The sequence below is a fragment of the Oleisolibacter albus genome (assembly GCF_003336875.1).
In the GTDB taxonomy this organism is placed as follows: Bacteria; Pseudomonadota; Alphaproteobacteria; order Azospirillales; family Azospirillaceae; genus Niveispirillum; species Niveispirillum album.
The window spans coordinates 47,273-74,224 of sequence record NZ_QGNJ01000009.1 but is presented as its reverse complement, the minus strand read 5'-3'; the positions used below and the strand labels follow the sequence as shown (position 1 = coordinate 74,224).

Sequence of the window (26,952 nt, the reverse complement as noted above, 5' to 3'; positions counted from 1 at the left end):
GACCTTAGGCGGAGACCATCTCCGACGGCTCCACATGCAACAGAGCGCCATCGGCGCGGATGACCCGCACCGGGACACCGGCCGGCAGGTCGCGGCCGGTCACGGTCCAGAGCGAGTCGCCCGCCACGGCCCGGCCGCGGCCATTGACGATGGGGCTTTCCAGCACCAGCACGCGGCCGACCATCTGCTCCGCCCGCCGGTTGAGATAGGGCTCGTCGGTGTCGCCCGGCTGCGGCCGTGGCAGAAACCGCGAGGCGGCGAAGGCACCCAGCGACAGCAGCGCGAACAGGGCGAACTGCACCTGCCAGGTCAGATCGGGGAAGACCAGGAGCACGGTGCCCACCAGCCCGGCCGCCAGGCCGAGCCAGAGGAAGGAGGCGCCGGGGGCCGCCACTTCAACAGCGGCCAGCACCAGCCCCAGCGCCCACCAGTGCCAGAAGACCAGTTTCACGCCATCCATTCAGCCTCCTTATGCCCGTCCCAGGGGGCATGTCGCACGGGGGCGCACCGTCCGGCCGTCCGCCCCGCCTTCAACCGCCCGCCTCGCCGCCGCCGCCGGCGGGCTGGCTCCAGGGGGAGGGGCGGGGGCGGGAGGTCCGCTCCGCCGGCCCGCCATCGGGGCCGCGGCCTTTGCCGGGAAAAGCGTCCTTGGCCAGTTCGGCGATGCCGCCCAGGGCGCCGATGACGCTGGACGCCTCCAGCGGCATGAACAGGATCTTCTGGTTCGGGCTGGCGGCGAAGGCCGTCAGGCTCTCCAGATAGCGCTGGGCCACGAAGTAGTTGATGGCCTGCACATTGCCGCCGGCGATGGCCTCCGACACCATGCGGGTGGCGGCGGCCTCGGCTTCCGCCTCGCGCTCGCGCGCCTCGGAGTCGCGGAAGGCGGCCTCGCGCCGGCCCTCGGCCTCCAGGATGGCGGCCTGCTTCTGGCCTTCGGCCTTGAGGATGGCCGACTGGCGCGCGCCCTCGGCCTCCAGGATCAGGGCGCGGCGGTCGCGCTCGGCCTTCATCTGGCGGGCCATGCTGTCCACCAGATCGCGCGGCGGCTGGATGTCGCGGATCTCGATGCGGGTGACCTTGACGCCCCAGGGCTGGGTGGCATCGTCCACCACATGCAGCAGCTGGGCATTGATGCGGTCGCGCTGGGACAGCAGCTCGTCCAGGTCCATGCTGCCCATGACTGTGCGCACATTGGTCATGGTCAGGTTCAGGATGGCCAGCTTCAGCTGGTTGACCTCGTAGGCCGCGCGGGCGGCGTCCAGCACCTGGTAGAAGACGACGCCGTCCACCGTCACCATGGCGTTGTCCTTGGTGATGACCTCCTGGCTCGGCACGTCCAGCACGGTCTCCATCATGTTCTGCTTGGAGCCGATGCGGTCGACGACCGGGATGATGAAGTGCAGGCCGGGGCGCAGCGTATGGGTATAGCGCCCGAATCGCTCCACCGTGTACTCCATGCCCTGGGGCACGGTCTTGACGCCGGCCAGGACCAGCAGTACGGCGAAGCCCACGATCAGCAGCACGAACAGGCTGAAAGCCTCCATCCTTCCCTCCCGGTGTTTGACGCGGCGGCAATTATCCCATGGGGGGTGCCTGCGGGCGAGGAAAACCGGACGGTGTACGCAACCGATGATGGGTGGCCGGCGCCGATGCCCGGCATCCATTGCCTGCCGGGGCTGGAAGCATTTAGCCTGCGGCCTCCGACACTCCACTTCCGGTGCCCCGATGACCCTGACATTGCGCAACATGGCTCCGGCCGCAGCCCTGGCGGCGGCTCTGACCCTGGCCGGTCCGGCCTTTGCCGACCAGGAGGTGGGTGAGTTCAGCAACGACTGGACCGGCAACGAGCTGAAGGTCGTGGCCTTTCAGGACCCCGAGGTTCAGGGCGTCACCTGCCATATCGTGCATTTCGACCGCTCGCTGATCGACCGGCTGTCGAAGGGCAACTGGTTCGAGGACCCGTCCAACGCCTCCATCGCCTGCCGCCAGACCGGCGCCATCGTCATCGGCGACATCGAGACGGGAAAGCGCGGCGAAGAGGTGTTCTCCGAGCGCAAGAGCCTGGTGTTCAAATCCATCGCCGTGCGCCGCATCTATGACCGGCACAACGACACGCTGGTCTATGTGGTTTATAGCCGCCAGGTGAAGGAAGGGTCGGCCAAGATGGCCATCTCCACCGTGCCGCTGTTCGCCGCAGACCCCACCTGGACCAAGGGCCGGCCCAGCCGCTGACCCGGGGAGACGCCCGCCGCGCCCCCTGTCGCACCGACATAACCAACCGTTGACATTGCCAGCCGGGTTACTACAAAATTCAAGACAATTTGGCGGGAAAAGTGTGCAAACCCAAAAGGGGGGAGCAGCCTTTCCGGGAGGGTTCCATGCGGCTGGCAGGGCTGGCGGGCGGCGGCGGGCCAAAAGGCCCGCGTCTCAGTTTCGAGGTGCAGAGCTACAAGACCGACCATTGGATCACCGAGGGGATCTGCCCCACGGAGCAGGAGTCGCGGGCGCTGGCCGCCCGCCTGCTGCCCAGCCGCGAGGGCATCCGGATCCTGCGGGAATTCGCCGGCAGTTCGACCCAGCCGCCGTCTGAAAGCGTGATCTTCTGCGAGATGCGGCAGCAGACCGCCCGGCCGGTGACGGTGGGGCCGGTGGAGGAGGCGCCGCTCTGCAGCGGTCCGGCCGATTACCTTTCGCTGGAAAGCCGGACCATCATCTCGCGCATGCTGCGCCAGTATCTGGAGCAGCGGGCCCTGACCACATCGGAGCTGCTGCACCATCCCGGTGAGATGAAGCGGGCCATGAACTTCGAAAGCATGGTGCCCACCGCCGTCTCGCGCGTGGCCAGTGTGCAGGGGCGCGCCGCCGGGCTGGATGTGCGCGACCGGCGCGATCAGATCTATGCCGCCCTGTCGGATCTGGGCGGGCGGGCGGAGGCCGCCAGCCGGCGCCCGCTGCCCAGCCTGCGCGCCGGCGGCTTCGCCGCGGCCATGGACCGGGTGGAGGCGCTGGCCGGTGCCGACCCCGGCGAGCGCGATTACCTGGCCACGGTCATGCTGTGCCGCGAGCTGGTGCAGGTCCGCTCGCTGCTGGGCAAGGTGGAATGGCTGCTGGATCTGGCCGCCGGCGCCGTCCAGGGCGATGCGGACCAGAGTCCGTCCCGGACCATGCCGGCGGCGCATCTGTCGATCATCGACAGTCTGGTGGCCGATGCCCTCAGCTTCCCCGCCACCATCCAGGATCTGCTGGGACGGCAGCCCGATCTGGGCACGGCCCTGCTGCGCCTGCTGGATGTGCTGGATGGCAGCTACGAACCGTTGCCGCGGGAATCGGCGCCGGCCATCACCGCCCTGCTCGGCCGCTGGATCGCTGCCGGCAGCGCACCGGAAAGCCGGATGGTGCTGCTGGAGTCGCTGCGCCGCAGCCTGTCGCTGACCACGCCGCTGGCCCGCGATGCCGAGGGGCAGCGGGCGCGGTTCGCCGCCCTGCTGACGCGGCTGCTGGGGCCGTCCGGCTTCCTGGGCGGCTCGGCCACGGCCCAGGCCCTGACCGAAGGCACGCTGCGGTTCATCGAACAGGGCGGGCAGGAGGGGCGGCGGCTGGGCATCGACATGGTGCTGGGCCTGCTGCCGACGCCGCGCGACCAGTTGCTGTATCTGGCCGAGCTGTCGGATTCCGTCCTGGGGGAACGTGAGCAGGCCCTGCTCCAGTTCCGGGCGGAGGACATCCTGGCGCGCCAGGGCGAGGTCAACCGGCTGGTGCCGCCGCAGACGCCGCTGAAGCCGAAGATGCAGCAGCTGGCGGCCCTGTACCGGGCACTGCTGGCCTCGGGCTTCCCCCCGACGGTGCGCCAGGCCCTGGCTGACCGGCTGGACGACCGTATCGCCGCCTATATCGTCGGCAGCCGCGTCATCGAGAAGCTGGACGATGCCGAGGCCAGCCTGCGGGTCCGTGCCAACCGGCTGATCCAGTTCGCCGCCACCGACGTTCTGGCCAGCCCCAAGGCCCGCCGCATCGTGCGCGACCAGATCATCGGCCATCTGCGCCAGCCCAATTTCGACGGCAAATATGTGGACGGCCTCGACACGCCGCAGGAACAGACGGCGGCGCTGCGCACCTTCTACGATCTGCTGCGCCAGGCCGAGTTCATCTGAGGCGACGGCAGGGGCGGGCCCGGCGCGTCAGGGCAGCAGCCGGCCCAGGCGCACCGCCGTCTGCCCGCGCACCAGCCGGCGTGCGGGCATGATCAGCAGGCAATCGTCATAGGGGGTGCGGATCTCCCTCAGCCCGTCCAGGGCGATCAGGGTGCCGGCCGTGGGCACGACGTCCATGCCGGTGAAGGCGGCCAGGAAATGGAAGCGGCTGCTGTCCACGGTGATGGCGTGGGTCACCTGCACGGCCCGCACCGGCGGCTGTGGCGGCAGGGTCAGCCAGGGCGCCACATCCTCGGGGGCCACGATGCCGCTGTGCAGCAGGAACCGGGCCGTGGTCTCCAGCGCCATGGGCACGGCGGCGGCCCGCCAGTGCTGGCCGCACTCGGCCAGCACGGCCATGGCCGTGCCCGCCGGGTCGGTGAAGCGGGCATAGTCGATCAGGCGTGGTCCCGCCACATGGCCGGCATCGGCCACGACCCAGGCCGGGCAGCCGATGCGGCGGGCCAGGTCCAGGCTGCGGGGCTGGCGACCGCACAGCAGCAGCGGCGGGGCGTCCTGCTGCATGGAATGGAGGTCCAGCACCAGATCGGCCTGATCGAACAGCGGGCGCAGCGCCCGGACCCGCTGGCGCTCCCGGCTGTCGCGGCCGCCGTCCAGGATCTCCGCCGACCACAGCCGGTTCATATCCTCGTCCAGATAGCGCGAGGCGCCGGGATTATCCGGCTCGAAGCTGTGGAAGGCGTCGACATTGCAGAACACCAGGCTCAACCGGCCGCGGCGCGGCCGCAGACCGGCCTGCAACAGCGCGTCCAGCACATAGGCGCCGCACAGCTCGTTGCCATGCATCAGGGCGCTGATGACCACATGCGGGCCGGGGATTCCGCCCACGAAACTGTAGGCATAGGGGATACCTGTGTTGCCAGGGCCATAGCCGGCAATTTCCGGTGCCAGAAGCTCCACCTTCTCCGAGGTCATGCTTGTGCTGCCGCTCCCATCGGGCTAAAGGGCGGGCGACACCGGCCGGCCGGAGGCGGGGCGCCCCGCGGCGGGTGTATACGACGGTATATACGACAGTGTGGCAGCGTCCGCTGAACCTGTCGATGGCAGGTGCTGGCACCTGTACAGCATCGTGTGATGATTTTATAAAGAGCCGGTGACAGGACCATGGCAGAGCCATGGCATGATGCCGGACGGGGGGATCGGGCCGGCACCGCTTCAGGCGCCGTCCCGGTCGGGTCAGGTGGGTGAGGAGCCGATGAGTCTGGTCATCGACGATGTGGTGGTGCGGCACGATCCCGGCGCCAATGCCGTGCCCGTGCTGTTCGATTCGCCGCACAGCGGCACCCGGTATCCCGCCGATTTCCACTTCGTCTGCCCGCTGCCGCTGCTGCGCCAGGCGGAGGACGCCCATGTGGACGATCTGTTCGCCCGCGCCCCCGATTTCGGGGCCACGCTGATCTGCGCCCTGTTCCCGCGCAGCTATATCGACGTCAACCGCGCCGCCGACGACATCGATCCCGCCATGCTGGACGGGGTCTGGCCCGGACCGCTGGCGCCGACGGAGAAGAGCCGTGCCGGCATGGGACTGGTGCGGCATGTCTGCCGCCCCGGCCTGCCCATGTATGATGGCCGCCTGCCGGTGGCCACGGTGATCGACCGCATCGACCGGTACTGGCGGCCCTATCACGAGTTGCTGGCGGAATGCCTGGACCGGCTGCATGGCCGGTTCGGCGTCGTCTACCATGTCAACTGCCATTCCATGCCGTCGCTGCCGCGCGGACCCTACGAGCCGCCGGTGGATTTCGTCGTCGGCGACCGCGACGGCACCACCTGCGATCCGGCCTTCGCCCGTCTGGTGGCGGAAACCCTGCGTGGCATGGGCTATACCGTGCGCTTCAACGACCCCTACAAGGGGGTCGAGCTGGTCCGGCGCTATGCCAGCCCGTTCGCTGGCCGGCACAGCCTGCAGCTGGAGATCGACCGGCGCCTCTATATGAACGAGGAGACGCTGGAGCGGACCGATGGCTACGAGGAGCTGCGCCTCAGCCTGCAACGGCTGATCCGCACGGTCTGCGACTATGCCGCGGAGCGGGTGCGCCCGCTCCAGGCGGCGGAATAGGCCCGCACCGCAGCCTCCCCATGCCGCCGCCCCACGCCGCCGCCGCGCCCGGCCGGGGCCGGTGTCAGGGCGCGAACTGTTCCTTGAGGATGCGCTCCTCCAGGTTCAGCTCCGGGTCGAACAGCAGGGTCGAGGCGACGCTGCGGTCCTCATAGACCTCGACCGAGACCACGTCGCGCACCTCGGTGAAATCGGCCACGGCGCTGACCGGACGCTTGGCCGCCTCCAGCGCCTCGAACAGGATGCGGGCGCCATGGGGCAGCAGGGCGCCGCGCCAGCGGCGCGGACGGAAGGCGCTGATGGGGGTCAGGGCCAGGATGTCGGCCCCCATGGGCAGGATGGGGCCGTGGGCCGACAGGTTGTAGGCCGTGCTGCCGGCCGGGGTGGAGACCAGGGCGCCGTCGCAGGTCAGCTCCGCCAGCCGCACCACCCCGTCGATGCTGATGCGCAGCTTGGCTGCCTGCCGTGTCTCGCGCAGCAGCGACACCTCGTTGAAGGCCAGCCCCTCCTGCACGCTGTCGGCCGTGCGCGCCAGCATGCGCAAGGGGTGCAGCGTCACATGCTGGGCCCGGGCCACCCGCTGCGGCAGGGCGTCCTCGCTGAAGCTGTTCAGCAGGAAGCCGACCGAGCCGCGGTTCATGCCATAGACCGGCACCTTCAGCGGCAGCATGCGGTGCAGCGTCTCCAGCAGGAAGCCGTCGCCGCCCAGGGCGACGATGATGTCGGCCTGTTCCGGGGCGACGCAGGCATAAAGGCAGCAGAGCCGGTCGCGGGCCGTGCGGGCCTCGGCCGTGTCGGCGGCCACGAAGGCCAGGCGCAGGTCGCGGGCGGGCAGGGGGACGGTCGCCGCCGCGGCCATGGCGGCGGGGACAGGATCGGCGGGCAGGCGGGTCTGATCGGGCATGGCCGCGGCAGCGTAGCCCATGCCGCCGGCCGGAACCAGAGTGCGTGCGGGCCATGCGTGTTCCGGCCGCACGCGGCAGGGCGCGCGGCCGTGTGGGGCGTGCTCCGGCCGCACGCGGCAAGGCGCGCGGCCGTGTGGGGCGTGTTCCGGCCGCGCATGGCAAGACCCGGGGCCGTGTCGGCGTGGCGTGCCGGCGATCAGCCGCCGGTGACGCTCATGTGCCGGGTCACGGCGGGACCGCTGCGCCGGTCGATGATGAAGTCGTGGCCCTTGGGCTTGCGGGCGATGGCGGCGCGGATGGCCTGTTCCAGTGCCGCGTCGTCGTCGCTGGCGCGCAGCGCGGCGCGCAGGTCGGCCGCATCCTCCTGGCCCAGGCACATGTACAGCGTGCCCGTGCAGGTCAGCCGGACCCGGTTGCAGCTTTCGCAGAAATTATGGGTCATGGGCGTGATGAAGCCCAGGCGCCGGCCCGTCTCCGCCACGCGCACATAGCGGGCCGGGCCGCCGGTGCGGTAGTCGATCTCCTGCAGGGTCCAGCGCCGGGACAGGTCGGCCCGCACCGCGTGCAGCGGCAGGAACTGCTCGACCCGGGCGTTGCTGCCGCCATCGCCATCGATGTCGCCCAGCGGCATGACCTCGATCAGGGTCAGGTCGAAGCCCTCGCGTCCGCACCAGGACAGCAGCGTGTCCAGCTCCCCGTCATTGACGCCTTTCAGCGCCACGGCGTTGATCTTCACCTCCAGCCCGGCGGCCTTGGCGGCGGCCAGCCCGTCCAGCACCTGGGGCAGGCGCCCCCAGCGGGTGATGGCGGCGAAGCGGTCGGGATCGAGCGTGTCCAGCGAGACATTGACCCGCCGCACGCCGGCGGCGCGGAGTTCCTCGGCATATTTCGCCAGCTGGCTGCCATTGGTGGTCAGTGTCAGCTCGTCCAGCGCGCCGGTGCGCAGATGCCGGCCCAGGGACCGGATCAGGGTCATGATGCCCCGCCGCACCAGCGGCTCGCCGCCGGTCAGGCGCAGGCGCCGCGTGCCCAGCCGCACGAAGGTGCTGCACACCCGGTCCAGCTCCTCCAGGCTCAGGATCTCGGCCTTGGGCAGGAACGACATGTGCTCCGACATGCAGTAGACGCAGCGGAAGTCGCAGCGGTCGGTGACCGACACGCGGACATAGCTGATGGCGCGCCCGAACGGGTCGATCAGCGGTGCCGCGCGGCCGGCACTGCCGCCGGTTGCCGCCGTGCCGTCCGTCATCGCTCTCTCCTTCGTTCCGCATCCGGTTCCGCCGGCGACCCGGCGCGGGCTGCGCGGTTCGGATTGCGGCATGTTCGACCGGATATAGCGATCACGGCGGGTGTCGCCAAGCCGCGAATGTCCATGCCCCCGTCAGTCCAGTGTGCCGGGGTCGACCACGTTCAGCGAGACCGCGGCGCCGTTGATCAGCAGCTTGCCGGCATGCTCGAAATTGACGGTGATGCGGGGGCCGATCACCGATTGGACCTGGCCGATGCCCCAGTCCGGGCAGTCGGGATGGCGCACAAGGGCGCCGGGCACCAGTGTTTCATCCATCGGCGCTGTTCACTCACGGTTGATGGTGTATCACAACGGTAAGATAGAGCCGGCGGTGGTGTTGGGCCATGGGGTGGTGCGGTTCATCCGGACAGGGGGCGTGGCTTTCGGCAAGGGAGACGGCATGGCGGTGACGATGGATGTGGCGGTGGTGGAGCTGCTGTGCTCGCGGCTCTGCCACGATCTGGTCAGCCCGATCGGGGCCATCAACAACGGGATCGAGCTGATCGAGGAGACCGGCCCCGGCGATGCCGGTGAGGCGCTGGACCTCATCGCCGACAGCGCCGATGCGGCGGCCAAGCGGCTGAAACTGTTCCGTCTGGCCTTCGGGGCCGCCGGCGCGCAGGAGACGCTGAGCCCGGCCGATGCCCGGGCCGTGCTGGAAGGCTGGTTCCGCAGCGGACGGGTCGCGCTGCACTGGGCCGCCACCAGCCCGCGACCGCCGGCCCGCGGCCTGCTGAAGCTGGTGATGCTCGCGGCCCTGCTGCTGGAGGAGGCGCTGCCGCGCGGCGGCAGCATCCGTGTCCAGGATGCCGAGAGCGGCTTTCTCCTTCTGGGTGAGGGGAGCGGGGCGGCTTTCCGCCCAGAGGTGCGAGTCGCACTGGCGGATCAGCCAGGGGCAGAAGAACTGACGGCCCGCGCCGTCGTGTCACATTTCGCTGCCCGTCTGGCCACCCACTACAGCCTATCCGTGTCACTGCACGAGGATGGCCAGGGACATGTATCCGTAAGGATCGGTTAAAAAATATCATTATAAATCAGATGGTTGATGTGTGTTGCCTGGGCACCTGTCCGAAATCGGCATTCTTCCACTTGCCACGTTGCGCCGCTCGCGCCATGAATTCGTCGGCGGTAAGACGGATTTAACGCCAATCCGCCACTCTACTCCAATCGGACGGGGTCCCGGTCATAGGCCGCCCCCATCAAGGATCTGGGAGAGGTGTGAGGAAATGGCATCTTCCCGAAGCGGGGCTCGGAACCATGGATGATCTGCTGAGTGAATTCCTCACCGAAACCAACGAGAACTTGTCCGTTCTCGACGTGGAGTTGGTGAAGCTCGAACAGAACCCGAACGATCCGGGGTTGCTGAGCAACATCTTCCGCCTGGTTCATACCATCAAAGGCACCTGCGGCTTCCTGGGGCTGCCCCGGCTGGAATCGGTGGCCCATGCCGCCGAGAATGTGCTGGGCCGCTTCCGCGACGGCGAGCTGACCGTCAGCGCCTATGCCGTCTCGCTGATCCTGGAATCGCTGGACACCATCAAGGGCATCCTGTCGGTGCTGGAGAAGACCGAGGCCGAGCCGGCGGGCACGGACGAGGATCTGATCAACCGGCTGAACGCCATGGCCGAGGGGCGCGAACTGCCGAAGGCCGGCGCGGGCGCTGCGGCCGCCCCCGCGGCCCCGGAGCCGCCTGCCGAGCCGCCCGCTGCCGCCAACGATCCCGAGCAGCTGTTCGAGCCGGTGCGCGCCGTGCCCGTGGCGGTTGAGCCGCCGCGTCCGCCGGAGGTGGTGCAGACCCGGGAGGTCGCCCCCATCACCGAGGCGCCGCCGCCCGCCCCCGTGCCCGAGCCGCAGCACCGCGCCGAGGCGGCCGATGCCGGCCCCGCCGCTGCCGCCGACAAGGGCGGTGAGTCCGCCGTGGCCCAGCAGACCATCCGCGTCAATGTGGATCTGCTGGAAAACCTGATGACCATGGTCTCGGAGCTGGTGCTGACCCGCAACCAGCTGCTGCAGATCCTGCGCTCCCAGAAGGAGAGCGAGTTCGCGGCCCCTCTGCAGCGCCTGAACCATGTGACGTCGGAGCTGCAGGAAGGCGTGATGAAGACGCGCATGCAGCCCATCGGCAATGCCTGGGCCAAGCTGCCGCGTCTGGTGCGCGATCTGGCGCACGAACTGCACAAAAAGATCGATCTCCAGATGCTGGGCGCCGAGACCGAACTCGACCGCCAGGTGCTGGAACTGATCAAGGACCCGCTGACCCACATGGTCCGCAACTCCGGCGACCACGGGCTGGAAGGCCCCGCCGAGCGCGTGGCCAAGGGCAAGCCGGAGGCCGGCCGCGTCACCCTCAACGCCTATCACGAGGGTGGCCACATCATCATCGAGATCAGCGATGACGGCCGCGGCCTGAACCTGGAGGCCATCAAGCGCAAGGCCCTGCAGAACGGCATGGTGACCGAGGCCGAACTGGCCGGCATGTCGGATCAGCAGATCCAGCAGTTCATCATGAAGCCCGGCTTCTCGACCGCGGCCAAGGTCACCAGCGTCTCCGGCCGCGGCGTCGGCATGGACGTGGTCAAGACCAACATCGAGAAGATCGGCGGCACCATCGAGATGAAGTCGCTGGAAGGTCGCGGCACGACCTTCACCATCAAGATCCCGCTGACCCTGGCCATCGTGTCCGCCCTCATCGTCGAATGCGGCGGCGAGCGCTTCGCCATCCCGCAGATCAGCGTGGTGGAGCTGGTCCGCGCCGCCGACGACAGCGAGCACAAGATCGAGCGCATCAACGGGTCGCCGGTGCTGCGCCTGCGCAACCGCCTGCTGCCGCTGGTCAGCCTGCAGCGCCTGCTGAAGCTGGGCCATCAGGACGAGGACAAGCGCGAGAACTTCATCGTCGTCACCCAGGTCGGCAACTACACCTTCGGCATCATCGTCGACCGCGTGTTCGACACCGAGGAAATCGTGGTGAAGCCGGTGGCGCCGATCCTGCGCAACATCGAGCTGTTCTCGGGCAACACCATCCTGGGTGACGGTTCGGTCATCATGATCCTCGACCCGAACGGCATCGCCACGGCGTCGGGCACGATGACGGTGCAGGACACCTCCATCGCCACCACCGAGGTGGCCAAGCAGACCCGGCGCGAGGACGACAAGATGGCCCTGCTCATCTTCTCCGCCGGTGCCGGCAGCCCGAAGGCGGTGCCGCTGTCGCTGGTCGCCCGCCTGGAGGATGTCGATCTCAACCAGGTCGAGCTGTCCAACGGCGAGCCGGTGGTGCAGTACCGCGGCAAGCTGATGCCGCTGGTCCCCATCGATGCCAACTGGAGCATCGTCCGCGACAAGCGCCAGCCGGTGGTGGTGTTCGCCGATGGCGACCGCTCCATGGGTCTGGTGGTGGATGAGATCGTCGACATCGTCGAGGACAAGCTGGCGGTCGAGCTGGGGACGGAGCGTCCGGGCTTCCTGGGCAGCGCCATCATCGCCGGCAAGGCCACCGACGTCATCGATGCCGGCTTCTATCTGACCCGGGCCTTCAAGGACTGGTTCGGCAATGGCCGCGACGGCGCCTTCGAGGAGGAGCGGCAGCACCGCATCCTGCTGGTGGACGACAGCCCCTTCTTCCGCAACCTGCTGACCCCGATGCTGTCGGTGTCCGGCTACGATGTCACCGCTGTCGAGAGCGGCGACGAGGCCATGGCGCTGCAGGAGTCCGGCGAGCAGTTCGATGTCATCATCTCCGACATCGAGATGCCGGGCATGAGCGGCCTGGAGTTCGCCGAGGCGGTGCGCGCCAGCGCCCGCTGGGCCAATGTCCCGCTGGTCGCCCTGTCGAGCCATGCCACGCCGCGCGATCTCGATCGCGGCCGTCAGGCAGGCTTTAACGATTACGTCGCTAAGTTCGATCGTGACGCGCTGCTCTTCACGTTGCAGCAGACGCTTGCCGAGAAAGGTGCCGCATGAGTGCCCGTCTTCCCGCCAAGAGGACCCAGTCCACGGAAATCTCCGCCGCCAAGAACGAGGATTTCGTGACGGCGACCATCGCGGACCAGCTCTTCGGCATCCCCGTGCTGCAGGTCCGTGACGTGCTGGGTCCGCAGAAGATCACCCGTATCCCTCTGGCCCCGCCCGAGGTTGCCGGCAGCCTCAATCTGCGCGGCCGCATCGTCACCGCCATCGATGTGCGTCTGCGCCTGGGCTTGGACAAGCCGACCCAGGCCAGCCGCGGCATGAGCATCGTGGTCGACCATAAGGGCGAGCTGTACTCGCTGATGGTCGACAATGTGGGTGAGGTGCTGAGCCTCTCCGCCGACGATTTCGAGCGGCACCCGGCCACCATGGATCAGCGGTGGCGCGAGGTTTCGACGGGCATTTACCGTCTCCAGAATACCCTGTTGGTCGTTCTGGACGTGTCCCGCCTGTTGAATTTCGCCAGCATCGAAGCGGCTTGACCCCCGACTCCCGAGGTCCTTCATGAAGACCTGTCTCGTCGTCGATGACAGCCGCGTCGTCCGCAAGGTGGCGCGTAAGATCCTGGAAGAGCTTGGCTTCTCCTGCGCCGAAGCCGAGGACGGCAAGCAGGCCATGGAGCAGTGCGCCAAGGCCATGCCGGATGGTATCCTGCTGGACTGGAACATGCCGGTGATGACCGGCATCGAGTTCCTGCGGCGCCTGCGCAAGATGACCGGCGGCCAGGAACCCAAGGTGGTGTTCTGCACCACCGAGAACGACCTGGCCCACATCCAGGAAGCGCTGACGGCCGGGGCCAACGAATACATCATGAAGCCCTTCGACAGCGAAATCATCCAGACCAAGTTCGAGCAGGTCGGGCTTCTCTAAGCCCGGCCAGGGACTCCACATGACCGAATTTTCCGGAAAACCCCCAGGGCCGGCAGAACAGGGCGTACCCGAACCATTTCGGGTGATGGTGGTCGACGACTCCGCGGTGATCCGCGGTCTGATCAGCCGGGCCCTGGAAACGGACCCGGAGATCAAGGTGATCGCCTCGGTCGCCAACGGTCAGATGGCCATCAACACGCTCCAGCGCCAGATCCTTGATGTCATCGTGCTCGACATCGAGATGCCGGTGCTGGACGGGCTGTCGGCTCTGCCGCACCTGTTGCAGGTCGATCCCAACGTCAAGGTCGTCATGGCCTCGACGCTGACGGCCAAGGGCGCCGATGTGTCGCTGCGGGCCTTGCGCGCCGGTGCGGCGGATTACGTGCCGAAGCCGTCTTCGACGCGGGAACTGACCGGGGCCGACAATTTCAAGCGCGAGCTGACCGAGAAGGTGAAGGCCTGGGGTGCCGCCGCGCGCCGGGCCGATCCGAAGAAGGCGGCCAGCGCCGCGGCACCGGCCCGTCCGGCGTCGGTGACGGCGCCGGTGCAGCCCTCCACCGGCTTCACCCTGCCGACCCCGGTGCGCGTCAAGCCGGAGCCGCAGCCGATCCAGCTGCGCCCGATGCCGCTGGATCTGCGTCCCGACCTGATCGCCATCGGCAGCTCCACCGGCGGTCCGCAGGCCCTGTTCGAGGTGATGAGCCATCTCAAGGATCTGCCGCAGCCGATCCTGATCACCCAGCACATGCCGGCGACCTTCACCACCATCCTGGCCGAGCACATCACCCGCCAGTGCGGCGTGCCGACCACCGAGGCCAAGGATGGCGAGCCGATCGTAGGCCGCCACGCCTATGTGGCGCCGGGCGATTTCCACATGCTGGTCAACCAGAAGGCGCCCGGCATGAACATGATTGCGCTCAGCAAGGACGCGCCGGAGAATTTCTGCCGTCCGGCCGTCGATCCCATGCTGCGCAGCATCGTCAAGGCCTATGGCCGCCGCGTGCTGGTCTGCATCCTGACCGGCATGGGCCATGACGGCCAGAAGGGCAGTGACCAGGTGGTCCAGTCGGGCGGCGCCGTCGTCGGGCAGGACGAAGCGTCCAGCGTGGTCTGGGGCATGCCGGGGGCCGTGGCCACCGCCGGCTTGTGCAGCGCCGTGCTGCCGCTGAAGGAAATCGGGCCGTTTCTCCGCAAGATCGCATTGAGGCAGGCAGCATGAAGGTCGAAGACTTCGATATGTTCTGCACCCTGCTGAAGCAGCGGTCTGGACTGGTGCTGACCAAGGACAAGGCCTATCTGCTGGAATCCCGGCTGATGCCGGTGGCCCGCAAATGGAACCTGAAGGGCTTGGACGAGCTGGCCCAGGTGGTGCGCACCCGCAAGGACGAGGAGCTGCTGCGCGACATCACGGAAGCCATGACGACCAACGAATCGTCCTTCTTCCGTGACCAGAAGCCGTTCGACCAGTTCAAGGCGGTGGTGCTGCCGGCGCTGCTGGCCACCCGGCAGAACAAAAAGCACATCCGCATCTGGTCCGCCGCCTGCTCCTCGGGGCAGGAGGCCTACAGCCTGGCCATGGTCCTCAATGAAGAGGGCGCACGGCTGGCCGGCTGGCGCATCGAGATCATCGGCACCGACCTGTCCAGCGAGATGGTGGCCAAGGCCAAGGCCGGCGTCTATACCCAGTTCGAGGTCCAGCGCGGCCTGCCCATCACCTATCTGGTCAAGTACTTCAATCAGATGGGCGACAAGTGGCAGCTGAAGGACGAGTTCCGCAGCCGTGCCCAGTTCCGCGAATACAATCTGCTGTCGGACCTCAGCCCGCTGGGTCAGTTCGACGTCATCTTCTGCCGCAATGTGCTGATCTATTTCGATCAGCCGACCAAGACCAAGGTTCTGGAAGCCATGGCCAAGATGCTGCCGCCCGACGGCGTGCTGTATCTGGGCGGGGCGGAGACGGTGTTGGGCATCACCGAGAAGTTCAAGCCCATGGATGGGCAACGCGGTCTCTATACCCTGTCCGGGGTGCCGGCCAAGGTCTGACGTTCCCCGTCCATCGGGCGATGCGAACGGGGCGGGGCGAACGGGGCGGGCGCCTGTGCGTCCGCCCCTTTTGCCGTGCGGGGTCGGCCCCGGACGCCGGATCAGAACGCGGCCTGGGGCGACAGCACCACCTTGATGCAGCCATCCCGCTTGTCGCGGAAGGTGTGATAGGCCTCCGGACCCCGCTCCAGCGGCAGCCGGTGGGTGATGACCACCGTGGGATCGATCTGCCCCTCCTCGATCCGGCGCAGCAGGTCAGTGGCGAAGCGGCGCACATGGGTCTGGCCGGTGCGGATGGTCAGGCCCTTGTTCATCATCGCCCCCAGCGGGATCTTGTCGGCCAGCCCGCCGAACACGCCGGCGATGGAGACGATGCCGCCGGGACGGCAGGCATAGATGGCTTCACGCACGGCCATGGGCCGTTCCGTCTCCAGCATCAGGGCGGCCTTGGCCTTGTCCATCAGCCCGCCCAGCCCCTGGAGCGAGTCCAGCCCGGCATGGGCCTCCATGCCCACGGCCTCGATGCATTTGTCGGGGCCGCGGCCACCGGTCAGTTCGGCCAGCCGTTGCAGCACCGGTTCCTGTCTGAAATCGATGGTGACGGCGCCGGCCTCGCGGGCCATGGCCAGCCGTTCCGGCACGCAGTCGATGGCGATGACGCTGTGGGCGCCCAGCAGGCGGGCGCTGCGGATGCAGAACTGGGCCACCGGGCCACAGCCCCAGACAGCCACCACATCGGTCGGTTCGATATCGCAATGAATTGCGGCCTGCCAGCCGGTGGGCAGGATATCGCTGAGGAACAGCAACTGATCGTCGCTCAGGCCGGTCTTCGGCACTTTGATGACCGTGGTGTCGGCGAACGGGACCCGCAGATACTCGGCCTGACCGCCGGCATAGCCGCCGGTGATGTGGGAATAGCCGAACAGGCCGGCGGTGGGATGGCCGAACATCTTGCTGGCCAGGGCGGCGTTGCGGTTGGTGTTTTCGCAGACGGAATAATTGCCGCGCCGGCATTGCTCGCACTGGCCGCAGGTGATGGTGAAGGGCACCACCACCCGGTCGCCCACCTTCAGGTCCCGGACCTCGGCGCCGACCTCGACCACCTCGCCCATGCTCTCATGGCCCAGCACATCGCCGTGCTCCATGAAGGGGATGTAGCCGTCCATGAGATGCAGGTCGGAGCCGCAGATGGCGCAGCTGCTGACCTGGATGATGGCGTCCTTGGGGTCCTCGATCCGCGGATCGGGGACCGTGTCGTAGCGGATATCCCCTTTTCCGTGCCAGCACAGCGCGCGCATCCTTGTCCTCCAGGCCTTCGGTCAGGCCCTGTCGAACAGGAGGGGGCACCAATGGTTCCGTGGCCGGCGCGGCCGGTACGGGCAGGTTGAGCGCCCCGGCGCTCAGCCCATGCGGGCGCTCAGCCTCATAGGACGCTCAGCCCACGGCCTTCTGCGAGGCCACCGCCTCCGGCGGGTCGCGCAGCACATAGCCACGGCCCCAGACCGTCTCGATATAGTTCTCGCCCCGGGTGGCCGTGGTCAGCTTCTTGCGCAGCTTGCAGACGAAGACGTCGATGATCTTCAGTTCCGGCTCGTCCATGCCGCCATAGAGATGGTTCAGGAACATCTCCTTGGTCAGCGTCGTGCCCTTGCGCAGGGACAGCAGCTCCAGGATGCCGTATTCCTTGCCGGTCAGGTGCAGCGGGGCGCCGTCCACCTGCACGGTCTTGGCGTCCAGGTTCACCGTCAGCTTGCCGGTGCGGATGACGCTTTCCGAATGGCCCTTGCTGCGGCGGATGATGGCCTGGATGCGGGCCAGCAGCTCGCGCCGGTCGAACGGCTTGGTCAGATAATCGTCGGCGCCGAAGCCCAGCCCCTTGATCTTGGCGTCCAGGTCGGACAGGCCCGACAGGATCAGGATCGGCGTGGTCACCCGCGCCGCGCGCAGCCGGCGCAGCACCTCGTACCCGTCGATGTCCGGCAGCATCAGATCGAGGATGATGATGTCGTAATCATAGATCTTGCCGATCTCCAGCCCATCCTCCCCCAGGGAGGTGCTGTCGACGATGTAACCGGCCTCGCTCCCCAGCATCAGCTCGATGCTCTTCAGCATCATCGGATCGTCTTCAACCAGCAGAACTCGCATTGCACATCCTTTGGGTTAGGTCCCGCAGACGGTGCCGGAGGAACGGCGAATCTGGCGCTCGACGGCACTAGGTTAACAGAGCACGAACGAATATGCTATCAGCCGACGTCGTTACGGCTGATTAACCCGGCCGGATTAAGAATCTGGCCGAGTCCTGGGCCGCTGAGCCGGGCCGCTAACCGGGCTGCTAACCGGGTCGCCCATTGCGGGCAGGGGAATTCATGGTCGCCGATCCCGAACGCATCCTCCAGGACATCGCCGCCTTGCCGGCCTACCGCATGTTCGGCCGTGTCACCTCGGTGCTCGGCATGATGGTGGAAGCGGGCGGGGTGGAGCGCCAGCTTTCCGTCGGCGGGCGCTGCCGGGTCATATCCCGCGGGGGCAGGATTGTCCCCTGCGAAGTGGTGGGATTCCGCTCCGGAAGAGCGGTGCTGATGCCCTTCGGAACCCTTGACGACATCGGCCTGGGCTGCCGGGCCGAGGTGGCGGAGGGGCAGGCGGCCATCCATCCCACGCCGGCCTGGCTGGGCCGCGTCATCAACGCCCTGGGCGAGCCCATCGACGGCAAGGGGCCGCTGCCCCAGGGCGAACAGCCCATGCTGATCCGGGCCAATCCGCCGCCGGCCCATGCCCGCGACCGCGTGGGCGGCAAGATCGACATGGGCGTGCGGGCGCTGAACACCTTCCTGACCCTGTGCCGCGGCCAGCGCATGGGCATCTTCGCCGGCTCCGGCGTCGGCAAGTCGGTGCTGATGTCGATGCTGGCCCGCTACACCGCCGCCGATGTCAGCGTCATCGGCCTGATCGGCGAGCGCGGGCGCGAGGTGCAGGAGTTCCTGGAGAATGATCTGGGCGCCGACGGTCTGGCCCGCAGCATCGTCGTCGTCGCCACCAGCGACGAGCCGCCGCTGATGCGCAAGCAGGCCGCCTACATGACCATGGCTGTGGCCGAATATTTCCGCGAGCAGGACCAGGATGTGCTCTGCCTGATGGACAGCGTCACCCGCTTCGCCATGGCCCAGCGCGAGATCGGCCTGTCGGCCGGCGAGCCGCCGACCACCAAGGGCTATCCGCCCACGGTGTTCGCCGAATTGCCGCGCCTGCTGGAGCGGGCGGGGCCGGGCACCGGCCGCGGCAGCATCTCCGCCATCTTTACCGTGCTGGTCGAGGGCGGCGACATGGAGGAACCCATCGCTGACGCCGTGCGCGGCATCCTCGACGGGCACATCGTCATGGAGCGCCGCATCGGCGAACGCGGGCGCTATCCCGCCATCAACATCCTGCGCTCGGTCAGCCGCACCATGCCGGGCTGCAACACGGCGGAGCAGAACGCCCTGGTGACCAAGGCCCGCCGGCTCATGGCCACCTATGCCGACATGGAGGAGATGATCCGGCTGGGCGCCTACCGCCGCGGTGCCGACCCGCAGGTGGACGAGGCCATCCATTTCAACCCGGCGCTGGAGAGCTTCCTGCGCCAGGGCAAGGATGAGCGCAGCGACCTTGCGACCGGCTATGCCGAGCTGGCGGCCATCCTGGGCGGTGCCGCATGAAGGATCTGAAGCCGCTGATCCGGCTGCACCAGCGCACGGTGGACGAGCGCCGCCGGGCCCTGGGCGAGCGTCTGGCCGCGCTGGAGCAGGCGCTGGCCCAGCAGACCGCCTTCGAGGCGCAGGTGGTGCGCGAGAAGCAGGTGGCGGCCGGGGATTTCAATGCCGGCCTGACCTATCACAGCTTCGCCAAGCAGGTGATCCGCGTGCGCGAACAGATGGCCCGCGCCATCGACCTGCTGCGGCAGGAGGTGGCCCAGGCCGAGGAGGCCGTGGCCGAGGCCTTCCGCGAGCTGAAGAAGTACGAACAGGTGCAGGAGCTGCGCGATCAGGCCGCCAAGGAGGCCCGCCGCCACCGCGAGACCCAGATGTTCGACGAGGTGGCCAGCATCCGCTTCCAGCGGGCGCGGGACGGGGAGGAGTAGCCCCTCACGGCTCCGGCCAGACCTCCCCGTCGGCCATCAGCGGCCGGTCCGGCAGGGTGGGCAGGACCGTGTCGAGATAGTCGGCCAGGGCGGCATCGGTGCCCACATCGCGGCCCTGCGCCTCGGACAGGTACCAGCGGTGCTCCAGCACCTGGAAGTACAGCTCCGGATCGTCCAGCTTGTGGCGCAGATCCTCGGGTACTGCGTCCAGCAGCGGGGCATAGACCTCGTGGACCCAGCGGTGCGCCGCCATCAGCTCCGACAGCGGATGGCCTTCCTCCAGCTCCAGCTGGGCCTTGTAGCGGCGGATATCGTTCAGCAGCTGGCGGCTCTGGTTCTCCTCCGCCACCAGCCCGGTCAGCTGGGTCAGCCGGCGCTTGTGATGGCCGGTCTCCACCACCTTGGGCCGCATCAGCAGCCGCGCACCGGTGCGGGCGGCGCCGTCGCCCGCCTCGCCGGCGGTGATCAGCTCCAGCTCGTCCACGTCGAAGCCATAGTCGTTCAGGGTGCGGATGCGGCTCTGCACCCGGAACTGTTCGTCGGGGCTGAACAGCTCGTCGCGGGTCAGTTCGTGCCAGAGCCGGTGATAGCGGGCCTGAAGCTCCATGGCCGTGTCCACCGGGTCCAGCCCGTCGGGCAGGCCGGGGCCGGCGGCCAGATCCATCAGTTCGCCGGCCACATTGTCGCGCGCCAGTTCCACATCATAGCCGCGCAGCCCGTCCGACAGCTCCTCATGCAGCTCGCCCGTCTCCGCATCCACCAGATAGGCGGCCAGGCGGCCGGCATCGCGGCGGAACAGGGTATTGGACAGGGAACAGTCGCCCCAATAGAAGCCGGACAGGTGCAGCCGGATCAGCAGATCCACCAGCGCATCCAGCAGCCGCTCGCGGTCGGCCAGACTCTCCCCCCGCTCGAACAGCAGGCGGTAGGGCATGGCCCGTTCGAGATACCGGGTGACCAGCACCGTCAGCAGCGGGGCACCGCCGGCGTCCGCCCGCTCGCTGACCAGGCCCACCGCCTCGACCGACGGCAGGCCGCGCTCGCGCAGGCAGCGCAGCAGATCGTATTCCTTCTCCGCCACCCGCTGCGGCAGCTCCTTCAGGGCGAAGACGGTGCCGCGGTCGTCGCGCACGAAGCGCACGACGTTGCGGCTGATGCCCCGGGGCATCTGCACCACCACATCGTCCGGCCATTGCTCCAGCGGCACGCCCCAGGGCAGGGCGACGCCGAAGGAGAAGCTGGCAGGGGCTGCGAGCTTGATGCGCACCGCGTGTTCCCTTCGCTCAGTCCCGTCGATCGGGCGGTCCGACCATCCGGCCCAGCCCTGCGCCCGGCGATGCTAGCACGGGGGCGCGATGGAACCGTTACCGTCGGGAACTGGTCCGTCAGGCTGCTGGGGCCGTCAGGCCGCGGGCAGGCGGCCGGCAGCCTCGGTCAGGCCGCGCAGCTGCCGCGCCGCCGCACCGTCGAACTGGCCGGGCTGCAGGCGCCAGGACCAGTTGCCGTCGGCCTTGCCCGGCACGTTCATGCGCGCCTCGGTTCCCAGTCCCAGAATGTCCTGCACCGGGCAGATGGCGATGCGGCTGTTGCTGTTCAGGGCGAAGCGCACGAAGTCCCAATGGATGGCGCTGCGGTCGCTGCCGAGATAGTCCAGCATGCGCCGGCCGATCTCCGAGTCCGCACCGCCCAGGGCGTTGAACCAGCCCAGGATGGTGTCGTTGTCGTGGGTCCCGGTATAGAACACGCTGTTGGCCGGGAAGCGGTTGGGATCATAGTCCCAGGGCTTGAAATCCTCCCCCCACTCGAAGGGCAGGACGCGCATGCCGGGGAAGCCGAAATGGTCGCGCAGCCGCTCCACCTCGGGCGTGATGATGCCCAGATCCTCGGCGATGATCGGCAGGCTGCCGAAGCGGTCGCGCATGGACTGGAACAGCTCGTAGCCGGGGGCGGGGACCCAGCGGCCATGGATGGCCGTGGGTTCGCTGGCCGGGATCTCCCAATAGCTCTCGAACCCGCGGAAATGGTCGATGCGGACCAGATCCACCATCTCCAGCGTCTTGGCCACGCGCTTGTGCCACCAGGCAAAGCCCTGGGCGCGGTGGGCGTCCCAGCGGAACAGCGGATTGCCCCAGCGCTGGCCGGTGGCGCTGAAATAGTCGGGCGGCACGCCGGCCACCAGCAGCGGCTGGCCGCCGCGGTCCAGTTCGAACAGCTCGGGATTAGCCCAGACATCGGCGCTGTCGCCGGCGACGAAGATGGGGATGTCGCCCATGATGCGCACGCCCAGCCGGGCGGCCTGGTCGTGCAGCCGCTGCCACTGCCGGAAGAACAGGAACTGCTGCACCTTGATCTTGCGGATCTCCTGGGCCAGCGTCTGCCGCGCCTCGTCCAGGGCCACGCTCTCCCGCGACACATAGGCGGCGTTCCAGTCCTGCCAGGCCCGGCCGCCATGCCGGTCCTTCAGCACGATGTAGAGCGCGTAATCGTCCAGCCAGTCGGCCTCGTGCTTGGCCAGGAACAGCTCGTAGTCGATCCACAGCTCGTCGTCGGCGGGGCGGCGCAGGAAATCGGCGCAGACCCGGTCCAGCGCCGTCAGCTTGCCGGCCAGGACGGCGGCGAAATCCACGCGCCCGCTTCCGTTGCCCGGCCCGTTGCCCGGCCCATTGCCCGGCAGCGTCTCCAGCAGGGCGGCGTCGGCCAGCCCCTCGGCGGCCAGATCATCGAAGCTGATCAGCAGCGGATTGCCGGCGAAGCTGGATAGGGAGGAATAGGGGGAGGCCCCCACCCCGGTCGGCGACAGGGGCAGGATCTGCCACAGGCTCTGCCCGGCTTCGGCCAGCCGCTCCAGGAAGGCGCGCGCCTCGGGACCCAGGTCCCCGATGCCGTGCCCGCCGGGCAGCGAGGTGGGATGGAGCAGGATGCCGCTGGCGCGCAGGTCGTTCATGGAAGCCGCTGGGAAGAGGGGGGAGGGGGCCGGGGGCGATGGTTGCGACCCCGGCTTTGCAATCAAACCACATTCCGCAGGTAGATCTGGTCCATTTCCGCAGTGTGCGCATTGATATAACACCGGTTCCCACCGCGTCCGGGGCCGGATCGAGGAATGTCGGGGAAAGAGGATACTCCTCCACTGGCGCCGTTTAACGCCGCTTGGTAACTCGATTACAGTAATCCACCGGTATGGACGGGCAGATTGCTACAGATCCGCCCCGCGCCAGCACGGCGGTCACGGTCCATGGCCACGACGCCCAGGCCTGGGGGCTGTCCGCGGCATCGTCGCCCCCTGGTCCCGGCCGATCGCCACCGGAGGGCGACACCCACGCCCGCTCAGGGCACTTGCCGGCCTTCGGCCGCGGCCAGCAGCTTGTACCAGTTCTGCCGGTCGAGCTGGATGGACTGGGCATGGACGGCCCCACGCAGCCGGTCCAGCCGCCCGGTGCCGACGACACAGCGGATGCCGGCCGGATGCGCCAGCAGCCAGGCCAGGGCGATCTGGTCCGGGGCGGCACCATAGGCGTCGGCCACCTCACGCAAGGCCTGACGCAGCCCGGCCCGGGCGGGATCGTCGCGGAACAGCCCGCCGCCGCCCAGCGGTGACCAGGCCATGGGTGTCAGCCCCAGCTCCTGGCAGCTGTCCAGCGTGCCGTCCCAGATGGCGTCCGGCCGTTCCAGGCTGATCTCCACCTGGTTGACCAGCAGCGGCTGGGCCAGGACCCGCTGCAGGGCCCGCACCCGCGAGGCCGCGAAGTTCGACACGCCGAAATGCAGCACCTTGCCGGCCGCCTGCAACCGGTCGAAGGCGTCGGCCACCTCCTCCGCCCGCATCAGCGGGTCGGGCCGGTGCAGCAGCAGCAGGTCCAGCCGGTCGGTGCGCAGCTTGCGCAGGGACGCCTCGACCGTGGCCAGGATATGGGCGCCGGACAGGTCGTAATGCATGTGCCAGACGCCGGGATTGCCGGGACTGACCCGCTGCACGCCCACCTTGCTGATCAGCTGCATGCGGTCCCGCTGGGCGGGCTGCAGCGCCAGGGCCTCGCCGAAGGCGTCCTCGACGCCGTAATCGCCATAGACGTCGGCATGGTCGAAACTGGTGATGCCCAGGTCGAGCACGGTGCCGATCCAGTCCCGCAAGGCCGCGCGGTTCAGGCCCCATTGGCCCATGCGCATGAAGCCGACGGTGATCGGGGAAAGGGGGAGCATGGCGTTTCCTTGGGTGTGGGGATCGGGCTGGGCGGCACGGTAACGCGCCGGGGCCGGCCTTGGGTAGAACCCGCCGCCGCGACCGATCCGCCTCCCTCTGCCGCCCCCGCGTCTCCCCGCGTCATGCCCCGCGCAGGCGGGCATCCAGGGGAGGTGGTGCGCGCGTGGCCTGGGTCCCCGCCTTCGCGGGGACGACGCCGGGCGTGGGGCGGCGGCGGGGAAGGGATGGTGCCGGAGGTGGGGCGGTGGTGGCGGGCGGGGACGTTCCCCTTGCGTCTCCCCGCGTCATGCCCCGCGCAGGCGGGCATCCAGGGGAGGTGGTGTGCGCGTGGCCCTGGGTCCCCGCCTGCGCGGGGACGACGCCGGGCGTGGGGCGGCGGCGGGGAAGGGACGACGCCGGAGATGGGACGGCGGTGGCGAAGGGATGATGCGGGAACGGGGATGGTTGAGCAGGGAATGGCGGCACCATTTCCCTTTTTGATTGATGAAATCGATAAATCACACTAATTCTATGAATTGCCGCGGCGTCGTCCCCGCGCAGGCGGGGACCCAGGATCCCAAGCCAACCCATGCGGTCCTACTTCGTCTATATTTTGGCCAGCCAGCGGAACGGGACGCTGTATATCGGCGTGACCAATGATCTTGCGCGTCGCGTCTATGAACATAAATGCGCACGGACGGATGGTTTCACCCGGATCTATGGTGTGAACCTTCTGGTCTATTACGAGATCTTCGACACGGCGTTCCATGCCATCGGGCGGGAAAAGCAACTGAAGAAATGGAATCGGGCCTGGAAGATCCGGCTGATCGAAGAGCGCAATCCACAATGGCTCGATCTCTATGGCACGCTGCACTGACTGTGCGCCTGGCCTTGGGGCCCCGTCTGCGCGGGGCACGACGCCGGAAGTGGGGCGGCGGTGGGGAAGGGATGATGCGGGAAGGGGGGGCGGACGGGGACGTTCTCCTTGCGCCTCCCCGCACCACACCCGCGCGGGCGGGCATCCGGGCGGACGCGCTCAGCCCTTCACCAGCACCAGGGCGGCCAGCGGCGGCAGGGTGAGGGGGGCGCTGAAGGGCTGGCCGTCCCAGGGGACCGCCTCGGCGGTGACGCCGCCGCCATTGCCCAGATTGGAGCCGCCATAGAGCGCGGCGTCGCTGTTCAGCGCCTCGCGCCAGAAACCGCCCTCCGGCAGGCCGACGCGATAGTCCTGGCGCGGCACCGGCGTGAAGTTCACCACGGCCACGGCCACCGATCCCGGCGTGCTGCCGTGGCGGCTGTAGGCCAGCACCGATTCCTCAGCGGCGTTGCCCTTGATCCAGCGGAAGCCCTCGGCCTCGCAGTCCAGCTCGGACAGGGCCGGCGTATTGCGGTAGAGGGCGTTGAGGTCGCGCACCAGCCGCTGCACGCCGACGTGCCAGGGGCCGCCCTGGTCCGGGTCCAGCAGATGCCAGTCCAGGCTGGCATCGTGGTTCCATTCGCGGCCCTGGGCGAACTCGCCGCCCATGAACAGCAGCTTCTTGCCGGGATGGGTCCACATGAAGCCGTAATAGGCGCGCAGATTGGCGAATTGCTGCCAGGTGTCGCCGGGCATGCGGGCCAGGATGCTGCCCTTGCCGTGGACCACCTCGTCATGGGACAGCGGCAGGATGAAATTTTCGGTGAAGGCGTAGAGCAGGCCGAAGGTCAGGTCGTTGTGGTGATAGCGCCGGTGTACCGGATCGTTGCGCATGTAGCGCAACGTGTCATGCATCCAGCCCATGTTCCATTTATAGCCGAAGCCCAGACCGCCCACATAGGCGGGTCGGGAGACGCCCGGCCAGGCCGTGCTTTCCTCGGCGATGGTGATGGCGCCGCCGCCCTGGCCTTCCTCCTCGCCATAGACCAGCTCGTTCATGCGGCGCAGCAGGTCGATGGCCTCCAGGTTCTCCCGCCCGCCGAAACGGTTGGGCACCCACTCGCCCGCCTTGCGGCTGTAATCCAGATACAGCATGGAGGCCACGGCATCGACGCGCAGCCCGTCCACATGATAGTGGCGCAGCCAGAACAGGGCATTGGCGATCAGGAAGTTGCTGATCTCGTTGCGGCCGAAATTATAGATCAGCGTGTTCCAGTCCTGGTGGAAGCCCTGGCGCGGATCGGCATGCTCATAGAGGTGGGTGCCGTCGAACCAGGCCAGCCCATGGGCGTCGCTGGGGAAATGGCCGGGCACCCAGTCGATGATCAGCCCCAGCTCCGCCGCGTGGCAGGCCTCGACGAAGGCCTGGAAATCGGCCGGCGTGCCGAAGCGGCTGGTGGGGGCGTACAGCCCCAGGGACTGGTAGCCCCAGCTGCCGTCGAACGGATGCTCATGCACGGGCAGCACCTCGATATGGGTGAAGCCCATCTCCTTGGCATAAGGGACCAGATCGTCGGCCAGCTCGCGGTAGGTCAGGAACCGGTTGCCCTCGCCCCGCTTCCACGAGCCCAGATGCACCTCGTAGATGCTGATGGGGGCGGTGCGGGCGTTGCGGGCGGCCCGCTTCTGCAGCCAGTCCCGGTCCTGCCAGGGCTGGCGGTCGATGCGGCGGACGATGGAGGCCGTGTGCGGCCGGTTCTCCGCGGCGAAGGCGAAGGGATCGGCCTTCAGCGGCAGCAGCTCGCCCCGCGGTCCCAGCAGCTCGTACTTGTAGAGCGTGCCTTCGCCCAGGCCCGGCAGGAAGATCTCCCACACGCCGACGCCGGGCCGGTTGCGCATGACATGCACCCGCCCGTCCCAGCCATTGAACTCCCCCACCACCGAGACGCGGCGGGCATTGGGGGCCCAGACCGCGAATCGGACCCCATCCACCCCGTCGATGCGGACGGGATGGGCGCCCAGCTGTTCATAGGCCCGCCAGTGCCGGCCCTCGCCCAGCAGATGCAGGTCGAGATCGCCCAGCAGCGGCGGGAACCGGTAGGGATCGTCGATCTCCCAGGCCGCGGCGCCGCGGTGCAGCCGCAGCCGGTAGCCCGCGGGCGCCGGCCCGTCGAACCGATGCTCGAAGAAGCCGCCTTCATGCCGCCGCCGCATCTCGGCCAGCACGGCGCCGCTGCCGTCCAGGATCTCCACACGGTCGGCGTCGGGGCGGAACACCCGCAGATCCGTCGGCCCGTCACCGCCCTGTGCGCCATCGGCTGAATCGGCGTCCGGCGCGTCGGCATCCCCTGCTGCCCGATGCGGCCCCAGGACGGCGAAGGGGTCGGCGTGATTGCCGCTGACGATCAGGGCAATGGTGTCGGGGGACATGGCTGCTCCTTCAGACTTCCACGATGG

Annotated in this window: 24 protein-coding genes; 12 read left to right on the top strand and 12 right to left on the bottom strand. The window is 68.4% G+C overall.

What is annotated here, in order from left to right; genetic code table 11:
• Positions 1–4: 4 nt before the first annotated feature.
• Positions 5–460, bottom strand: coding sequence for an NfeD family protein (locus DK368_RS13570; RefSeq protein ID WP_114394497.1), 456 nt, complete (start codon positions 458–460; stop codon positions 5–7).
• 70 nt (positions 461–530) lie between these two features.
• A complete protein-coding gene (locus DK368_RS13565; RefSeq protein ID WP_114394496.1) occupies positions 531–1,544 on the bottom strand; it encodes an SPFH domain-containing protein in 1,014 nt (337 codons plus the stop codon).
• Positions 1,545–1,725: 181 nt separating this feature from the next.
• On the opposite strand from DK368_RS13565, the gene DK368_RS13560 reads away from it, so the two are divergent.
• Complete coding sequence (locus DK368_RS13560) at positions 1,726–2,232, top strand: CreA family protein (protein WP_114394495.1); 507 nt, start codon at positions 1,726–1,728, stop codon at positions 2,230–2,232.
• 146 nt (positions 2,233–2,378) lie between these two features.
• A complete protein-coding gene (locus DK368_RS13555) occupies positions 2,379–4,151 on the top strand; it encodes a hypothetical protein (protein WP_114394494.1) in 1,773 nt (590 codons plus the stop codon).
• Between the two features lie 27 nt (positions 4,152–4,178).
• Here the strand turns inward: DK368_RS13555 and DK368_RS13550 are convergent, their stop codons facing one another.
• A complete protein-coding gene (locus DK368_RS13550; RefSeq protein WP_114394493.1) occupies positions 4,179–5,126 on the bottom strand; it encodes a M14 family metallopeptidase in 948 nt (315 codons plus the stop codon).
• Between the two features lie 280 nt (positions 5,127–5,406).
• Here DK368_RS13550 and DK368_RS13545 point away from each other — a divergent pair, with 280 nt between their 5' ends.
• The gene (locus tag DK368_RS13545) at positions 5,407–6,270 is read left to right on the top strand and encodes an N-formylglutamate amidohydrolase (protein ID WP_114394492.1); all 864 of its coding nucleotides are present in this window, start codon (positions 5,407–5,409) and stop codon (positions 6,268–6,270) included.
• Between the two features lie 64 nt (positions 6,271–6,334).
• On the opposite strand, the gene DK368_RS13540 is transcribed toward DK368_RS13545, so the two are convergent.
• The 3 genes from DK368_RS13540 to DK368_RS13530 form a co-directional block, all read right to left on the bottom strand.
• Positions 6,335–7,129, bottom strand: coding sequence for an NAD kinase (locus DK368_RS13540; protein ID WP_240002497.1), 795 nt, complete (start codon positions 7,127–7,129; stop codon positions 6,335–6,337).
• 242 nt (positions 7,130–7,371) lie between these two features.
• Complete coding sequence (moaA, locus tag DK368_RS13535) at positions 7,372–8,424, bottom strand: GTP 3',8-cyclase MoaA (RefSeq protein WP_114394491.1); 1,053 nt, start codon at positions 8,422–8,424, stop codon at positions 7,372–7,374.
• Positions 8,425–8,556: 132 nt separating this feature from the next.
• The gene (locus DK368_RS13530; protein ID WP_114394614.1) at positions 8,557–8,739 is read right to left on the bottom strand and encodes a DUF3553 domain-containing protein; all 183 of its coding nucleotides are present in this window, start codon (positions 8,737–8,739) and stop codon (positions 8,557–8,559) included.
• A 124-nt stretch (positions 8,740–8,863) separates the two neighbouring features.
• On the opposite strand from DK368_RS13530, the gene DK368_RS13525 reads away from it, so the two are divergent.
• From DK368_RS13525 to DK368_RS13500, 6 genes are all read left to right on the top strand, one after another.
• Complete coding sequence (locus tag DK368_RS13525) at positions 8,864–9,481, top strand: histidine phosphotransferase family protein (protein WP_162306030.1); 618 nt, start codon at positions 8,864–8,866, stop codon at positions 9,479–9,481.
• 239 nt (positions 9,482–9,720) lie between these two features.
• Positions 9,721–12,426: a hybrid sensor histidine kinase/response regulator gene (locus DK368_RS13520; protein WP_114394489.1), complete on the top strand. Its 2,706-nt coding sequence runs from the start codon at positions 9,721–9,723 to the stop codon at positions 12,424–12,426.
• Positions 12,423–12,914: a chemotaxis protein CheW gene (locus DK368_RS13515; RefSeq protein WP_114394488.1), complete on the top strand. Its 492-nt coding sequence runs from the start codon at positions 12,423–12,425 to the stop codon at positions 12,912–12,914. Before DK368_RS13520 ends, DK368_RS13515 begins: the two co-directional genes overlap by 4 nt.
• Before the next feature lie 22 nt (positions 12,915–12,936).
• Positions 12,937–13,302: a response regulator gene (locus DK368_RS13510; protein ID WP_114394487.1), complete on the top strand. Its 366-nt coding sequence runs from the start codon at positions 12,937–12,939 to the stop codon at positions 13,300–13,302.
• A gap of 19 nt (positions 13,303–13,321) precedes the next feature.
• Positions 13,322–14,521 carry a protein-glutamate methylesterase/protein-glutamine glutaminase gene (locus DK368_RS13505; protein ID WP_114394486.1) on the top strand — a complete coding sequence of 400 codons (1,200 nt, stop codon included), beginning with the start codon at positions 13,322–13,324 and terminating at the stop codon, positions 14,519–14,521.
• The gene (locus DK368_RS13500) at positions 14,518–15,345 is read left to right on the top strand and encodes a CheR family methyltransferase (RefSeq protein WP_114394485.1); all 828 of its coding nucleotides are present in this window, start codon (positions 14,518–14,520) and stop codon (positions 15,343–15,345) included. Before DK368_RS13505 ends, DK368_RS13500 begins: the two co-directional genes overlap by 4 nt.
• 101 nt (positions 15,346–15,446) lie before the next feature.
• On the opposite strand, the gene DK368_RS13495 is transcribed toward DK368_RS13500, so the two are convergent.
• Both DK368_RS13495 and ctrA read right to left on the bottom strand, forming a co-directional pair.
• Complete coding sequence (locus DK368_RS13495) at positions 15,447–16,643, bottom strand: zinc-dependent alcohol dehydrogenase (protein ID WP_114394484.1); 1,197 nt, start codon at positions 16,641–16,643, stop codon at positions 15,447–15,449.
• Positions 16,644–16,779: 136 nt separating this feature from the next.
• Complete coding sequence (ctrA, locus tag DK368_RS13490) at positions 16,780–17,490, bottom strand: response regulator transcription factor CtrA (protein ID WP_114394483.1); 711 nt, start codon at positions 17,488–17,490, stop codon at positions 16,780–16,782.
• 221 nt (positions 17,491–17,711) lie between these two features.
• On the opposite strand from ctrA, the gene fliI reads away from it, so the two are divergent.
• Positions 17,712–19,040 carry a flagellar protein export ATPase FliI gene (gene fliI, locus DK368_RS13485; RefSeq protein ID WP_114394482.1) on the top strand — a complete coding sequence of 443 codons (1,329 nt, stop codon included), beginning with the start codon at positions 17,712–17,714 and terminating at the stop codon, positions 19,038–19,040.
• Complete coding sequence (locus DK368_RS13480; protein ID WP_114394481.1) at positions 19,037–19,462, top strand: flagellar FliJ family protein; 426 nt, start codon at positions 19,037–19,039, stop codon at positions 19,460–19,462. Before fliI ends, DK368_RS13480 begins: the two co-directional genes overlap by 4 nt.
• Before the next feature lie 4 nt (positions 19,463–19,466).
• Here DK368_RS13480 and DK368_RS13475 read toward each other — a convergent pair whose 3' ends face one another.
• The 3 genes from DK368_RS13475 to DK368_RS13465 form a co-directional block, all read right to left on the bottom strand.
• Complete coding sequence (locus DK368_RS13475) at positions 19,467–20,729, bottom strand: DUF4032 domain-containing protein (RefSeq protein WP_193552293.1); 1,263 nt, start codon at positions 20,727–20,729, stop codon at positions 19,467–19,469.
• A 135-nt stretch (positions 20,730–20,864) separates the two neighbouring features.
• Positions 20,865–22,406, bottom strand: a complete 1,542-nt coding sequence (gene malQ, locus DK368_RS13470; RefSeq protein ID WP_114394480.1) for a 4-alpha-glucanotransferase — start codon at positions 22,404–22,406, stop codon at positions 20,865–20,867.
• 380 nt (positions 22,407–22,786) lie between these two features.
• On the bottom strand, positions 22,787–23,659 hold the full coding sequence (locus tag DK368_RS13465; RefSeq protein WP_162306029.1) for an aldo/keto reductase: 873 nt from the start codon (positions 23,657–23,659) through the stop codon (positions 22,787–22,789).
• A gap of 569 nt (positions 23,660–24,228) precedes the next feature.
• Here DK368_RS13465 and DK368_RS13460 point away from each other — a divergent pair.
• A complete protein-coding gene (locus DK368_RS13460; RefSeq protein WP_114394478.1) occupies positions 24,229–24,516 on the top strand; it encodes a GIY-YIG nuclease family protein in 288 nt (95 codons plus the stop codon).
• A 159-nt stretch (positions 24,517–24,675) separates the two neighbouring features.
• On the opposite strand, the gene glgB is transcribed toward DK368_RS13460, so the two are convergent.
• A complete protein-coding gene (gene glgB / locus DK368_RS13455; RefSeq protein WP_114394477.1) occupies positions 24,676–26,925 on the bottom strand; it encodes a 1,4-alpha-glucan branching protein GlgB in 2,250 nt (749 codons plus the stop codon).
• Between the last annotated feature and the right edge of the window lie 27 nt (positions 26,926–26,952).

Bases quoted from the DNA above. Each gene is read 5' to 3' on its own strand.
- DK368_RS13570 (WP_114394497.1), bottom strand. From the start codon at position 460: ATGGATGGCGTGAAACTGGTCTTCTGGCACTGGTGGGCGCTGGGGCTG.
- DK368_RS13565 (WP_114394496.1), bottom strand. From the start codon at position 1,544: ATGGAGGCTTTCAGCCTGTTCGTGCTGCTGATCGTGGGCTTCGCCGTA.
- DK368_RS13560 (WP_114394495.1), top strand. From the start codon at position 1,726: ATGACCCTGACATTGCGCAACATGGCTCCGGCCGCAGCCCTGGCGGCG.
- DK368_RS13555 (WP_114394494.1), top strand. From the start codon at position 2,379: ATGCGGCTGGCAGGGCTGGCGGGCGGCGGCGGGCCAAAAGGCCCGCGT.
- DK368_RS13550 (WP_114394493.1), bottom strand. From the start codon at position 5,126: ATGACCTCGGAGAAGGTGGAGCTTCTGGCACCGGAAATTGCCGGCTAT.
- DK368_RS13545 (WP_114394492.1), top strand. From the start codon at position 5,407: ATGAGTCTGGTCATCGACGATGTGGTGGTGCGGCACGATCCCGGCGCC.
- DK368_RS13540 (WP_240002497.1), bottom strand. From the start codon at position 7,129: ATGGCCGCGGCGGCGACCGTCCCCCTGCCCGCCCGCGACCTGCGCCTG.
- moaA (WP_114394491.1), bottom strand. From the start codon at position 8,424: ATGACGGACGGCACGGCGGCAACCGGCGGCAGTGCCGGCCGCGCGGCA.
- DK368_RS13530 (WP_114394614.1), bottom strand. From the start codon at position 8,739: ATGGATGAAACACTGGTGCCCGGCGCCCTTGTGCGCCATCCCGACTGC.
- DK368_RS13525 (WP_162306030.1), top strand. From the start codon at position 8,864: ATGGCGGTGACGATGGATGTGGCGGTGGTGGAGCTGCTGTGCTCGCGG.
- DK368_RS13520 (WP_114394489.1), top strand. From the start codon at position 9,721: ATGGATGATCTGCTGAGTGAATTCCTCACCGAAACCAACGAGAACTTG.
- DK368_RS13515 (WP_114394488.1), top strand. From the start codon at position 12,423: ATGAGTGCCCGTCTTCCCGCCAAGAGGACCCAGTCCACGGAAATCTCC.
- DK368_RS13510 (WP_114394487.1), top strand. From the start codon at position 12,937: ATGAAGACCTGTCTCGTCGTCGATGACAGCCGCGTCGTCCGCAAGGTG.
- DK368_RS13505 (WP_114394486.1), top strand. From the start codon at position 13,322: ATGACCGAATTTTCCGGAAAACCCCCAGGGCCGGCAGAACAGGGCGTA.
- DK368_RS13500 (WP_114394485.1), top strand. From the start codon at position 14,518: ATGAAGGTCGAAGACTTCGATATGTTCTGCACCCTGCTGAAGCAGCGG.
- DK368_RS13495 (WP_114394484.1), bottom strand. From the start codon at position 16,643: ATGCGCGCGCTGTGCTGGCACGGAAAAGGGGATATCCGCTACGACACG.
- ctrA (WP_114394483.1), bottom strand. From the start codon at position 17,490: ATGCGAGTTCTGCTGGTTGAAGACGATCCGATGATGCTGAAGAGCATC.
- fliI (WP_114394482.1), top strand. From the start codon at position 17,712: ATGGTCGCCGATCCCGAACGCATCCTCCAGGACATCGCCGCCTTGCCG.
- DK368_RS13480 (WP_114394481.1), top strand. From the start codon at position 19,037: ATGAAGGATCTGAAGCCGCTGATCCGGCTGCACCAGCGCACGGTGGAC.
- malQ (WP_114394480.1), bottom strand. From the start codon at position 22,406: ATGAACGACCTGCGCGCCAGCGGCATCCTGCTCCATCCCACCTCGCTG.
- DK368_RS13465 (WP_162306029.1), bottom strand. From the start codon at position 23,659: ATGCTCCCCCTTTCCCCGATCACCGTCGGCTTCATGCGCATGGGCCAA.
- DK368_RS13460 (WP_114394478.1), top strand. From the start codon at position 24,229: ATGCGGTCCTACTTCGTCTATATTTTGGCCAGCCAGCGGAACGGGACG.
- glgB (WP_114394477.1), bottom strand. From the start codon at position 26,925: ATGTCCCCCGACACCATTGCCCTGATCGTCAGCGGCAATCACGCCGAC.